10 protein-coding genes are annotated in these 13,111 nt (G+C 72.6%); 7 read left to right on the forward strand and 3 right to left on the reverse strand.

What is annotated here, in order from left to right; all coding sequences use genetic code 11:
- Window positions 1–109: 109 nt before the first annotated feature.
- Entirely contained in the window at window positions 110–442 is a 333-nt protein-coding gene (locus tag AB0K14_RS17855; RefSeq protein ID WP_360458400.1) for a hypothetical protein, read from the forward strand.
- Here AB0K14_RS17855 and AB0K14_RS17860 read toward each other — a convergent pair.
- From AB0K14_RS17860 to AB0K14_RS17870, 3 genes are all read right to left on the reverse strand, one after another.
- Entirely contained in the window at window positions 429–2,048 is a 1,620-nt protein-coding gene (locus AB0K14_RS17860) for a phospho-sugar mutase (RefSeq protein ID WP_360458403.1), read from the reverse strand. The genes AB0K14_RS17855 and AB0K14_RS17860 overlap by 14 nt on opposite strands.
- A complete protein-coding gene (locus AB0K14_RS17865) occupies window positions 2,045–2,857 on the reverse strand; it encodes a purine-nucleoside phosphorylase (protein WP_360458406.1) in 813 nt (270 codons plus the stop codon). Before AB0K14_RS17865 ends, AB0K14_RS17860 begins: the two co-directional genes overlap by 4 nt.
- A 75-nt stretch (window positions 2,858–2,932) precedes the next feature.
- Window positions 2,933–4,603 (reverse strand): protein kinase, encoded by a 1,671-nt coding sequence (locus AB0K14_RS17870; protein ID WP_360458409.1) that lies wholly within the window; start codon window positions 4,601–4,603, stop codon window positions 2,933–2,935.
- 113 nt (window positions 4,604–4,716) lie between these two features.
- On the opposite strand from AB0K14_RS17870, the gene AB0K14_RS17875 reads away from it, so the two are divergent.
- From AB0K14_RS17875 to AB0K14_RS17900, 6 genes are all read left to right on the forward strand, one after another.
- Window positions 4,717–6,690: a methylmalonyl-CoA mutase family protein gene (locus AB0K14_RS17875; protein WP_360458598.1), complete on the forward strand. Its 1,974-nt coding sequence runs from the start codon at window positions 4,717–4,719 to the stop codon at window positions 6,688–6,690.
- A complete protein-coding gene (gene scpA, locus AB0K14_RS17880) occupies window positions 6,687–8,897 on the forward strand; it encodes a methylmalonyl-CoA mutase (protein ID WP_360458412.1) in 2,211 nt (736 codons plus the stop codon). Before AB0K14_RS17875 ends, scpA begins: the two co-directional genes overlap by 4 nt.
- The gene (gene meaB / locus AB0K14_RS17885) at window positions 8,890–9,894 is read left to right on the forward strand and encodes a methylmalonyl Co-A mutase-associated GTPase MeaB (RefSeq protein WP_360458415.1); all 1,005 of its coding nucleotides are present in this window, start codon (window positions 8,890–8,892) and stop codon (window positions 9,892–9,894) included. The genes scpA and meaB overlap by 8 nt, the downstream gene beginning before the upstream one ends.
- An 88-nt stretch (window positions 9,895–9,982) precedes the next feature.
- Window positions 9,983–10,306, forward strand: coding sequence for a hypothetical protein (locus tag AB0K14_RS17890; protein WP_360458418.1), 324 nt, complete (start codon window positions 9,983–9,985; stop codon window positions 10,304–10,306).
- Window positions 10,307–10,483: 177 nt separating this feature from the next.
- Window positions 10,484–11,650: a M20 family metallopeptidase gene (locus tag AB0K14_RS17895; protein ID WP_360458421.1), complete on the forward strand. Its 1,167-nt coding sequence runs from the start codon at window positions 10,484–10,486 to the stop codon at window positions 11,648–11,650.
- Complete coding sequence (locus tag AB0K14_RS17900) at window positions 11,647–12,909, forward strand: M20 family metallopeptidase (protein WP_360458424.1); 1,263 nt, start codon at window positions 11,647–11,649, stop codon at window positions 12,907–12,909. The genes AB0K14_RS17895 and AB0K14_RS17900 overlap by 4 nt, the downstream gene beginning before the upstream one ends.
- Window positions 12,910–13,111: the final 202 nt, after the last annotated feature.

Genomic DNA, 13,111 nt, shown 5'->3' on the forward strand with positions numbered 1-13,111 from the left:
CGCCGGTGCAACCGCTCGGTAGCCTGGAGCCACCCGGTGACGGTCTCGACCCGCGGGAACCGGCGGGGCCGTCGAACGTCTTGAGATGTGTAGTTACCGGGAGGGAGTCATGGAAACTCGCAGCATCGCCACGATGAAGCGCAACCGGCGGATCACCTGGGGTGCGGGTGTCGGCATCGGGGTCGGGCTGATCGGCCTGCCGCTGGTCTTCATCGCCCTGTGGCCGGGTGTCGACCACAGCCCGTGGGACGTCAACGCGATGATCCTGGCGACCGGCGTCGCCCTGTGCACGACCAGCTACATCTCCGGCCGCATCTCGGTGGCCGCCGCCACGCAGCACCGGCCGCGCCCGGTGAGCCCGCCGACCAGGCGCCCGTACCTGGTGGCCGGCGGTTCACTCGTCGTCGCCGTGCTGTGCCTGCTGATCGCTATGGCGTCGTGAGCAGGTCCGACACCTGAGCGCGCAGCTCGGCCAACCGGGTCCGGGCGCGCTCACGGCCGGCCGGCAGGTCGTCCGACACGGGTTCCACCACTTCGAGGTACGCCTTGAGCTTCGGCTCGGTACCGGACGGCCGCACGACCACCCGCACGCCGTCCTCCGTGAGCCGCACCACGTCGGCCTCGGGCAGGAGGTCCTCGAACGCGAAACCCGCGGGTGGCTCGGCGCGCAACCGGGCCATCAACGCCCCGATCCGGCTCAGGTCGGTGAACCGCAGCGACACCTGGTCGGTCAGGTGCACGCCGTGGTCGACGGCGAGCTGGTCCAGCGCGTCCAGCAGGGTGCGGCCGGACGCCTTCAACCCGGCCGCCAGGTCGCACGCCACCACGGCCGCCGAAATGCCGTCCTTGTCGTTGACGTGCGCCGGGTCGACGCAGTTGCCCAACGCCTCCTCGTACGCGAACACCAGCCCTTCGCCCGCGCGCACCAACCACTTGAACCCGGTCAACGTCTCCGCGTAACGCGCGCCGTGCGCCGCCGCGATCGACTTGAGCAACGACGACGACACGATCGTGGTGGCCACCAGGGGATCCGCACTGTCCGTGGTGGACAGCACGAGCGACCCGAGGAGCACGCCCGTCTCGTCACCGCGCAGCATCCGCCACGACCCGTCCCGCTCCCGGACCCCCAGCGCGCACCGGTCCGCGTCCGGGTCGAGGGCGATGGCGAGGTCGGCCGAGTCGGCCTCCGCCAGCGCCAGCAACCTATCCGCGGCCCCCGGCTCCTCCGGGTTCGGGAACGCCACGGTCGGGAACGCCGGGTCCGGCACGGCCTGCTCCCGCACCACCCGCACATCGGTGAACCCGGCCCGCCGCAACGCCTCCACCACCGTCGCGCCGCCGACGCCGTGCATCGGCGTCAACACCACGCGCAGGTCGCGATGGACACCGCGGGGCAGCGACGCCACCCGTTCCAGGTACTCGTCCACCTCGGCGTCCGACACCGGCAGGTAGTCCTCCGACAGCGGCACCGACACCGCCGCGGGCACGCCCCGGATCGCCGCCTCGATCTCGCGGTCCGCGGGCGGCACGATCTGCCCGCCACCCGCCAGGTACAGCTTGTAGCCGTTGTCGGCGGGCGGGTTGTGCGAGGCGGTGATCTGCACGCCCGCCACCGCGTCGTGCCGCTTGACCAGGAACGCCAGCACCGGCGTCGGCAACGGCCCCGGCAGCACCCGCACCGTGAAGCCCGCGCCCGCCAGCACACCGGCCGCCGCCGCCGCGAAGTCCTCCGACCCGTGCCGCGCGTCCCGGCCGACGAAAACCGTGCCGACGTGCCCGTGCGCCTTGAGCCACGCGGCCAGCCCGGCCGTGGTGCGGATGACCACGGCCCGGTTCATCCCGTTCGGCCCGGCCCGCACGGGACCGCGCAGCCCCGCCGTGCCGAAGGTCAGCGGACCGGCCATCCGGTCCGCCAGCTCCTCGACCGCGGCGGCGTCACCGCCCATCGCCCGGGCGAGGACGGTCTGCAGCTCCAGGCGCGCCGCCGGGTCGGGGTCGTCGGCGATCCAGCGGAACGCGGCGTCGCGCAGGGCCGGGGTGAGGGTCATGCCCGCGTCACCAGCTCGCGCAGCAAGGCGCCCATCCGGCTCGCCGCGGCCTGGCCCGCCTCCAGCACCTCTTCGTGGTTGAGCGGCTCGCCCGTGATGCCTGCGGCCAGGTTCGTCACCAGCGACAGGCCGAACACCTCCACGCCCTCCGCGCGTGCCGCGATGGCCTCCAGCACGGTGGACATGCCGACCAGGTCCGCGCCGATCGCGCCGAGCATCCGGATCTCGGCGGGCGTCTCGAAGTGCGGCCCCGGCAGGCCCGCGTAGACGCCTTCCTCCAGCGACGGGTCGATCTCCCGGGCGAGGTCGCGCAGCCGCGGCGAGTACAGGTCGGTGAGGTCCACGAACCGGGCGCCGACCAGCGGTGACGACGCGGTGAGGTTCAGGTGGTCGCTGATCAGCACCGGTTGGCCGACCGACATGCCCTGGCGCAGGCCGCCGGCCGCGTTGGTCAGCACGACCGTGCGGACACCGGCCGCCGCCGCCGTGCGCACACCGTGCACGACCTTGGCCACGCCCTTGCCCTCGTACCCGTGCGTGCGACCGAGCATCACCAGCACGTTCTTGTCGCCGACGGCCACCGACCGCACCGTGCCGCCGTGGCCGACGGCGGTGGGTGCCTCGAACCCGGGCAGCTCGCCCATGGGCAGCTCGGCGGTCGGCTCACCGATCAGGTCCGCGGCCGGGCGCCAACCCGAACCGAGGACCACGGCGATGTCGTGCTTGCCCACCCCGGTCCGCTCGGCCAACGCCTTCGCCGCGTCGGTCGCCAGGGCCTCGAGGGTGGTGTTCTCACTGATGGCGGTCACGGCCGCGAGCCTAATAGCCGTACTCGGCCGTTGCCCGCAGTGCCGCGGTCACCCCTGTGCGGTGCGGACGACTCGCTAATCGGTCACCCTGAACGTCGGCGCGATGGTGTCGAACAAACGGCTCCGCCCCGTCTCCTCCTGCTCCGTCGGCACGACGACCTCGACCACCCACAGGTCGTTGCCCCGGGGCAGGACGCGGGAGTACCGGCTGCGGCGCAGGTCAGGGCCTGGTGGCACGGTGCCCCGGGCCAGGGAGGTGGCCCGCTCGACGGTCCGGTAGCTGTACTGGCGACCCGCCTCCGGCCCGCCCGGCGGCAGCACGTCGGTCGACTCGAACGCCTCGCCGAAGTACTGGCCCTCCGCCCACCGCGACCGCACGAGCCGCACGTAGTCCTCGATCGTGTTCCGCTCGTAGTAGCCCGGGAACCGCTGCACCGTCACCTCGTACCACCCGTTCGGCGCGACCAGGTGGACGACCGTGCTCGGACCGAGCCCGTTGTTGGCCCGCTGCTCCAGGAAGCTCGTCCAGTCCGGCCCGACCTCGATGGTGAACTCCGCCCCCTGCTCGCCCTTCGCCGACGCGGCCGACGCGGTGGTCGGCAGCAGCGACGGCGTCCCGGTGATCGCGGGCAACGACGGCGTGTCCAGGATCGGCGGCGGCGACAACGACGCGCCCGCGACGGTCCTGGTCAACGCGAAGCCGGACACGCTGCCGATCGCGAACAGCACCGCCGCCGACAACGCCACCAGCACCGCCGGCCCCGGCCGCCGGGTCAGCTGACGCGTCGGCGCGTCCGCCACGGCGAACGGCAGCGGACCCGGGTCGTCCGCCAACGGCGTGTCCGGCGCGATCGCCGGCTTGACCAGCGGCGGCCGCACCACCTCCACCACCGGGCGGGTCGCCGACGACGCGGGGAACACGTCGGTGCCCGGCTCGGGCAGCAGCGGCCGGACCAACCGGCGCACCTCGGCCGGCGTGATCCGCTCGTCCGGCGGCTTCACCATCAGCCCGGCGACCACCGGCGCCAGCGCGCCGCAGACCGCGGCCGACGGCACGTCGCCGTGCACCACCTGGTTGATCGTCTGGAGCACGTTCGCGCCCTCGTACGGCTGGTGCCCGGTCATCGCCGCGAACAACGTCGCCCCCAACGACCACTGGTCCGCCGCGAACGACACCGCCCCGCCCACCGCCACCTCGGGCGCGATGAACGCGGGCGTGCCCAGCGTGATCCCGCGGCTGGTGAGCGTGGCCTCGGCCACGTTGCGCGCGATGCCGAAGTCGGTGAGCTTCACCCGCCCGTCGTCGGCGACCAGCACGTTGCCCGGCTTCACGTCCCGGTGCGTGATCCCGGCCCGGTGCGCGGCGTCCAGCGCGGCGGCCACGGCGTCCGCCACCACCGCGCCCTGCACGTCGGTCAACGGCCCGCGCTGCCGCACCACCTCCGCCAGCGACGACGACGGCACCAGCTCCATCACCACGTACGGGTCGCCGTCGACCTGCACCACGTCGTACACCGTGACCAGGTTCGGGTGCGCCAGCGCCGCCGCCGAACGCGCTTCGCGCAGCGTGCGCTCCCGGAGCACCTCGGCCTCGCCGTCCGGGGTACCCGCCGGGCGCAGGATCTCCTTCACCGCGACGTCACGCCGCAGCACCTCGTCGTGCGCGGCCCAGACGGTGCCCATCGACCCACGCCCCAGCACGTGCCGGAGGCGGTAGCGGCCGGCGATCAGTCGCTCGGTGTCCACTGCGCCATCATTCACCAGCGTGGAAGACTGGCCTCTGCATCGTTCACGGCGGTGAACCTCACACAGCCGCCGCGTAGCCGTCGCAATACCGGTGAGTAACACTGCGGAGCATGATGGAGCCGTCAGGCGAGTTGGCACTGGCCGCCGAGTTCCCCACCCCTGACCGCGAGCAGTGGCTGGACCTCGTCCAGGGCGTGCTGCGCAAGTCGGGTGCGGACTTCGGGTCGCTGATCACCACCACCTACGACGGCATCGACGTCCAGCCGCTCTACACCGCGGCCGACCAGGCGCCGGACGCCGGCTTCCCGGGCCTGGCGCCGTTCACCCGCGGCGGCCGGCCGCAGGGCGCGGTCGAGGGCTGGGACGTGCGCCAGCTGCACCGCGTCGCGGACCGGAACGCGGTGATGGCCGACCTGGAGAACGGCGTCACGTCGCTCTGGCTCAAGGGACTCGACCCGGCCACCTACGACGACGTGCTGGCCGACGTCTACCTGGACCTCGCGCCGGTCGTCGTGGACGCGGGCGCGGACTTCCTCGAAGCCGGTCGCGCCATGCTGCGGGTCTGGGACCAGCGGCCGGTGCTGCCGAGCGAGGTGCGCGGCAACGTCGGCGCGGACCCGTTGGGCGTCCAGGCGCGCACCGGTGAGCCCGCCGACCTGCGCGCGTTGACCGACCTCCTGGCCAAGACCCGCGAGTTCACCGGCCTGCGCCTGGTCGTGGTCGACGGCCTGCCGGTGCACGAGGCAGGCGGTTCGGACGCGCAGGAGCTGGGCGCGTCCCTCGCGGCCGGCGTGGCCTACCTGCGGCACCTGACCGAGGCCGGGCTGGACGCCGCCCGGGCCGTGGAGCTGCTGGAGTTCCGGTACGCGGCGACCGCCGACCAGTTCCTCACCATCGCCAAGTTCCGGGCCGCCCGGCGGCTGTGGGCGCGGGTCACCGAGGTCGCCGGCGCGCCGGCCCCGCAGTTGCAGCACGCGGTCACGTCGCCCGCGATGATGACCCGCCGCGACCCGTGGGTGAACATGCTGCGCACCACTGTGGCCTGCTTCGGCGCCGGTCTGGGCGGCGCGGACGCGGTCACCGTGCTGCCGTTCGACCACGCCATCGGCCTGTCGGACGACTTCGCCCGGCGCATCGCGCGCAACACGCAGTCGCTGCTGCTGGAGGAGTCGAGGCTGGCCGGCGTGATCGACCCGGCGGGCGGCTCCTGGTACGTGGAACGGCTCACCGACGACCTCGCGCACGCCGCCTGGGCCTGGTTCCGGGAGATCGAGGCCGCCGGCGGGCTGCCGAAGGCGTTCGACCTGGTCGCCGACCGGGTCGCGGCCACCTGGGAGCGGCGCCGGGCGAACCTGGCCGACCGAACCGACGCGATCACCGGCGTCAGCGAGTTCCCGAACCTCGGCGAGCAACCCGTCATCCGCCCGCCGGCGCCCGCGGAACCCGGCGATGGCAACGGCACCAGCGGCGGCCACGGCACCAGCGGCGGCCACGGCAACGGCCACGGCGATGGCCACGCTGCGCAGGAGTCCCCCTCGGGGGATCCCCGGATTTCATTCTCCCAGCAGGGTCCGACAATTTCGGAGCCCCGATCCCACTCCGAGCAGGGCCCGGCCACCTCGGGGCCGCGATCCCGGCCCCTGCCGCGCATCCGCTACGCCCAGGACTTCGAGGCGCTGCGGGACGCGGCCGACGCGGCGCCGGAACGCCCGAAGGTCTTCCTGGCCACGCTCGGCCCGGTCGCCGCGCACACCGCCCGGGCCACCTTCGCGGCGAACCTGTTCCAGGCGGGCGGCATCGAGACGCCGAACGCCGGTCCCACCAAGGTCGTGGACGACGTGGTCGCGAAGTTCCGCGAGAGCGGCGCCCGGGTCGCGTGCCTGTGCGGCAGCGAGACGAGCTACGCCGAGCTCGCAGCACCCGTGGCCCGGGCGCTGCGCGAGGCCGGTGCGCTGAGGATCCTGTTGGCGGGCAAGAGGTCCGCATCGTCCGACCCCGGCGCGGAGATCGACGAGTACGTGTTCACCGGCTGCCCGGCGCTAGAGGTGCTGGAGCACACGTTCGAGGCGCTTGGAGTCCAGCGATGATCCCGAACTTCGCCGACGTCGAGCTGGGCGCGCCCGCCACCCCCGAGCCCGCCACCACCGACTCCGCTGCGCGGTGGCACGCGGCGCTCCAGGAGGCGACCGGCAAGGGCGCGGACGCGCTGACGTGGGAGACGCCCGAGGGCATCGGCGTCAAGCCCGTCTACACCGCCGCCGACACCGAGGGCCTCGACTTCCTGGGCACCTACCCCGGCATCGCGCCGTTCCTGCGCGGCCCGTACCCGACGATGTACGTCAACCAGCCGTGGACGATCCGGCAGTACGCCGGGTTCTCCACCGCCGAGGAGTCCAACGCCTTCTACCGCCGCAACCTCGCGGCCGGCCAGAAGGGCCTCTCGGTCGCGTTCGACCTGGCCACCCACCGCGGCTACGACTCCGACCACCCCAGGGTGGCCGGTGACGTCGGCATGGCGGGCGTGGCCATCGACTCGATCTACGACATGCGGCAGCTGTTCGACGGCATCCCGCTGGACAAGATGAGCGTGTCGATGACCATGAACGGCGCGGTGCTGCCGATCCTGGCGCTGTACGTGGTGGCGGCCGAGGAGCAGGGGGTGGCGCCCGAGCAGCTCGCGGGGACCATCCAGAACGACATCCTCAAGGAGTTCATGGTCCGCAACACCTACATCTACCCGCCGCAGCCGTCGATGCGGATCATCTCGGACATCTTCGCGTTCAGCTCGCGGCGGATGCCGAAGTTCAACTCCATCTCCATCTCCGGCTACCACATGCAGGAAGCCGGTGCGACGGCCGACCTGGAGCTCGCCTACACGCTCGCGGACGGCGTGGAGTACCTGCGGGCGGGCCGTGACGCGGGGCTGGACATCGACGCCTTCGCGCCGCGGCTGTCGTTCTTCTGGGCGGTCGGCATGAACTTCTTCATGGAAGTCGCCAAGATGCGCGCCGCCCGGCTGCTGTGGGCGAAGCTGGTGCGGACCTTCGACCCGAAGTCGCCGAAGTCGCTGTCCCTGCGCACGCACTGCCAGACGTCCGGCTGGTCGCTCACCGCGCAGGACGTGTTCAACAACGTCGCCCGCACGTGCGTCGAGGCGATGGCCGCCACCCAGGGGCACACCCAGTCGCTGCACACCAACGCGCTGGACGAGGCCCTGGCGCTGCCCACCGACTTCTCCGCGCGCATCGCCCGCAACACCCAGCTGCTGCTCCAGCAGGAGTCGGGCACCACGCGGGTGATCGACCCGTGGGGCGGCAGCGCGTTCGTCGAACGCCTCACGCACGACCTGGCGCACCGCGCGTGGTCGCACATCACCGAGGTCGAGGCCGCGGGCGGGATGGCGCGGGCCATCGACGCGGGCATCCCGAAGCTGCGCATCGAGGAGGCCGCGGCGCGCACCCAGGCCCGCATCGACTCCGGTCGGCAGCCGGTGATCGGCGTGAACAAGTACCAGGTCGAGTTCGACGAGAAGATCGACGTGCTCAAGGTCGACAACGCGGGCGTGCGGGCGCAGCAGCTGGCCAAGCTCGCCCGGCTGCGCGAGGAACGCGACCAGTCCCGTGTGGACTCCGCGTTGACCGCGCTGACCAACGCGGCGGGCTCGGACGGGAACCTGCTGGAGCTGGCCATCGACGCCGCCCGCGCCAAGGCGACCGTGGGGGAGATCTCCGAGGCGCTGGGCAAGGTGTGGGGTCGGCACTCCGCGCAGATCCGCACCATCACCGGCGTCTACCGGGAGGAGGCCGGGTCCGTGTCCAACGTCGAAGCCACCCGCGAGGTCGTCGAGGCGTTCGCCGAGGCCGAGGGGCGCCGTCCGCGCATCCTGGTCGCCAAGATGGGCCAGGACGGGCACGACCGCGGCCAGAAGGTGATCGCGACCGCGTTCGCCGACCTCGGCTTCGACGTGGACGTCGGCCCGCTGTTCCAGACCCCGGACGAGGTCGCCCGCCAGGCCGTCGAGGCCGACGTGCACATCGTCGGGGTGTCGTCGCTGGCCGCCGGCCACCTCACGCTGGTGCCCGCGCTGCGCTCGGCGCTGGCCGGGATGGGCCGCGAGGACATCATGATCGTGGTCGGCGGCGTGATCCCGCCGCAGGACTTCGACGCGTTGCGCGCGGCCGGCGCGGCGGCGATCTTCCCGCCCGGCACGGTCATCGCCGACGCGGCGGGCGACCTGCTGCGCCGGCTCGCCCGGGAGCTGGGTCACGACGCCGTGCCGGGACACGATGGCTAGGCCGGTCGACGTCGGCCAGTACGTCAAGGGCGTGCTCGCCGGCGACCGGAGCACGGTGGCGCGGGCCATCACGCTGGTCGAGTCGACGCGCCCGGACCACCGCGCGGCGGCGCAGGAGCTGCTGGTCGAGCTGCTGCCGCACTCCTCCGGTCCTTCCGGGGCGGGCGCGCACCGCGTCGGCATCACCGGCGTGCCCGGCGTGGGCAAGTCGACGTTCATCGACGCGCTCGGCTCGATGCTCACCGCGCGGGGGCACCGGGTGGCGGTGCTGGCGGTCGACCCGTCGTCCACCCGCACCGGCGGTTCCATCCTGGGCGACAAGACCCGGATGGCCCGGCTCGCGGTCGACCCGGCGGCGTTCATCCGGCCGTCACCGACCTCCGGCACGCTCGGCGGCGTGGCCAAGGCCACCCGCGAGTCGATCGTGCTGGTCGAGGCCGCCGGCTACGACGTGGTGCTGGTCGAGACCGTCGGCGTCGGCCAGTCCGAGGTGGCCGTGGCCAACATGACGGACTGCTCGCTGTTCCTGACCCTGGCCCGCACCGGTGACCAGCTCCAGGGCATCAAGAAGGGCGTGCTGGAGCTGGCCGACGTGATCGCGGTCAACAAGGCCGACGGCCCGCACGAGGTCGACGCGCGCAGGGCGGCCCGCGAGCTGGCCGGCGCGCTGCGGCTGCTGCGGCCGCCGGACGCCCTGTGGCACCCGCCCGTGCTGACGTGCAGCGGGCTCGACGGCTCGGGACTGGACACCGTGTGGCAGCAGGTCACCAAGCACCGGGAGACCCTGGAGGCGGCCGGTGAGCTGGCCGAACGGCGGCGGCGCCAGCAGGTCGACTGGACCTGGGCCATGGTGCACGACCAGCTGCTGACGAGCCTGCGCTCCGCGCCGGCGGTGCGCTCGCTCGTGCCCGAGGTGGAACGGCAGGTGCGCGAGGGCGAGCTGACCGCCACGCTGGCCGCCGAGCGGATCCTGGCCGCGTTCCGCGAACGTCCGTGACGGCTCGCTCACCGCACGTGCACGGTTACCGGGTCGGATGACCACTGACAGTGGTAACCCGGAAAGGCGGTGGCTAGGCTTGGCGACCATGTGGCGATCTGTGCTCGCGGTGTGCCTGTTCGTGCTGACCGGTGTCCTCACCGTGTCCGGCACAGGCTCCGCCGTGACGACGTCGCCGCACCTGGTCGTGCAGCCGACGGAGAGCCTGGCGCCCGGCGGCACCGTCCAGCCCGGCGTTACCGTCCAGCCGGGCCCCGACATCAACGCCCCGCAGGAGCCCGCGTCCACGTCGGGCGCGGAAACCCGTAGGAAGTTGTGGCTCGGCGGTATCGCGCTGCTGCTGTTCGCCCTCGTGTACTGGCGCAACAAGAAGCGGTGGTCGAAGTGGCGAGCCGGGCGCAAGTCCGGGTGAATCCCATCTAGTGGGAGCTTCGAGGCGATATTTGGTCGCCTTCCGGCAGCACGCTGCGCAGACTTGATCGGTCTGACCGAAACTCGTGCACCGCTTGGCGCATCCGCGCGACCGGTTGCCGGTTGATCATCCAGGGGTGCGTCGTGCCCGCCAGGCCGTGATGCAGGATGGACGCAAATGAGTACCGACTTCAAGATGAGCACGCGCTCGGCCGTCGAGCGGTACTCGAATGCGCTGGTAGGCCTCTCCCGCAGCATCCACGCGGAGCCCGAGCAGGCGTTCGCCGAGCACCGCAGCGCGGCCAAGGTCGCCGACCTGCTCGCCGCCGAGGGCTTCGAGGTCGAGCGCGGCGTCGCGGACCTGGAGACGGCGTTCACCGCGTCGTTCGGCTCCGGTGAGCTGGTGCTCGGGCTGTGCGCGGAGTACGACGCGCTGCCCGAGGTCGGCCACGCGTGCGGGCACAACGTCATCGCCGCCGCGTCCGCCGGAGCGGCCCTCGCGCTGCGTGACCTGGCCGACGAGCTGGGCCTCACCGTCCGGGTGATCGGCACCCCGGCCGAAGAGGTCGGCGGCGGCAAGGTGCTGATGCTCGAACGCGGGGTATTCGACGATGTGGCGTTCTCGATGATGGTGCACCCGGCTCCGTACGAAGCCGTCGCCGCGCGATCGCTGGCCATCACCGACGTCGAGGTCCACTACACCGGCAAGCCCTCGCACGCGGCCGCCGCGCCCCACCTGGGTGTGAACGCCGCCGACGCGATCACCGTCGCCCAGGTCGCCATCGGGCTCGCCCGGCAGCACCTGGAGCCCGGCCAGATGGTCAGCGGCATCGTCACCCGCGGCGGCACCGTGCCGAACGTGGTGCCCGCGCGCACGTCGGCGATGTTCGACCTGCGCGCCGACGACCTCGACTCGCTGCGCCGGCTGGAGGAGCGGATGAACCGCTGCTTCGAGGCCGGCGCCATCGCCACCGGCTGCACCCACGAGGTCGTGAAGGTCTCGCCGGTGTACGCCGAGCTGAGCCCGGACCCGTGGCTCGCGGACGCCTACCGGCGTGCCGCGATCGAGCTGGGCAGGCATCCGTTGAGCCCCGAGGAGGAGCTCAAGGAGAAGATCGGCAGCACCGACATGGGCAACATCACCCGTGCGCTGCCGGCCATTCACCCGACCATCGCCATCGACTGCGGAGACGCGGTGAACCACCAAATCGAGTTCGCGACCGCCTGTGCGTCGGCCTCTGCCGACCGAGCAGTGCTCGACGGGGCACTGGCCCTCGCCTGGACCACAATTTCCGCTGCCACCGACGGTGAGCAGCGCTCTCGACTGTTGGCGGGTGTGGCATGACGGTCCTGGACTCGCGTCTGCCGGAGGAGGGTGCCGAGGTGCTGTTGACCGACCGTGGGGTCAGCATTGCCCCTGTGGATGATCCCGGTGAGGGTCGCGGACCCTCGTGGCTGGACGACTGGCTGGCGGCGAACGCCTCCGAGGTCGTCGCCTGGCGCCGGCACCTCCACGCGCACCCGGAGCTGTCGCGGCACGAGTACGCCACCACCGAGCTGATCGCCGACGTGCTGCGCTCGGCGGGGTTGAAGCCGCGCGTCCTGCCTGGTGGGACGGGCCTGGTCTGCGACGTCGGCTCCGGGCCGCGGTGCGTGGCGCTGCGCGCGGACATCGACGCCCTGCCGCTGCCGGAGAACACCGGCGCGCCGTACTCGTCCACTGTGGACGGCGTCACGCACGCGTGCGGTCACGACGCGCACACCACGGTGCTGCTGGGTGCGGCGTTGGCGCTGGCCTCGGCCACCGAGCTGCCCGGACGGGTGAGGTTGGTGTTCCAGCCCGCCGAGGAGGTCATGCCCGGTGGCGCGCTCGACGTGCTGGCGGCGGGCGGGCTGGACGGGGTGGAGCGCATCTTCGGCCTGCACTGCGACCCGCGGCTGGAGGTCGGCCGGATCGGGACGCGGATCGGTGCGATCACGTCGGCCAGCGACATGCTGGAGCTGCGGCTGACGTCGCCGGGCGGCCACACGTCCCGGCCGCACCTGACGGCGGACCTGGTGCACGCGCTGGGCACCGTCATCACGGGCCTGCCGGGGCTGCTGTCCCGTCGGGTGGACCCCCGTTCGGGGACCGTGCTGGTGTGGGGCGCGGTGCACGCGGGCGAGGCGCCGAACGCCGTGCCGCAGGACGGCGTGCTGCGCGGCACGCTGCGCACCGGGGATCGCGACATCTGGGCCGAGCTGGAGCCGTTGATCAAGGAGCTGGTGGGCGCCCTGCTGGCCCCGACCGGTGTCGGCTTCGACCTGCACCACCGCCGCGGCGTGCCGCCCGTGGTGAACGACCGCGAGAGCACGATGCTGCTGCGCGCCGGGGTCGAGGCGGCGTTGGGTGAGGACGCGCTGGCGGGCACCGAGCAGTCGTCCGGTGGCGAGGACTTCGGCTGGTACCTGGAGCACGTGCCCGGGTCGTTCGCCCGGCTGGGCGTGTGGGACGGGGTGGGGAAGCAGAAGGACCTCCACCAGCCCGGGTTCGACCTGGACGAGCGGGCGTTGCTGGTGGGCGTGCGGGTGATGGTGCACGCCGCGCTGGCGTCCCTGGCCTGACCGTTCGGCGGTGCCCGGATCCGTCCGGGCACCGCTCTCGCCGTTGGGTCTAGTGGTTCTGCCCTGTTCGACTTGGTCGAATCTGATGCGGCACTCCGGGAGCAAGGCGTAAAAGCCTACCGCGAGTATTGAGAACAAAGGCTGGACGCTTCTCTTGATCCCGGAGTGGCTTTCCCGTTCATCAAGCGCTTGCTCTCTTTGA

This window comes from Actinosynnema sp. NPDC050801, assembly GCF_040673975.1.
In the GTDB taxonomy this organism is placed as follows: Bacteria; Actinomycetota; Actinomycetes; order Mycobacteriales; family Pseudonocardiaceae; genus Actinosynnema.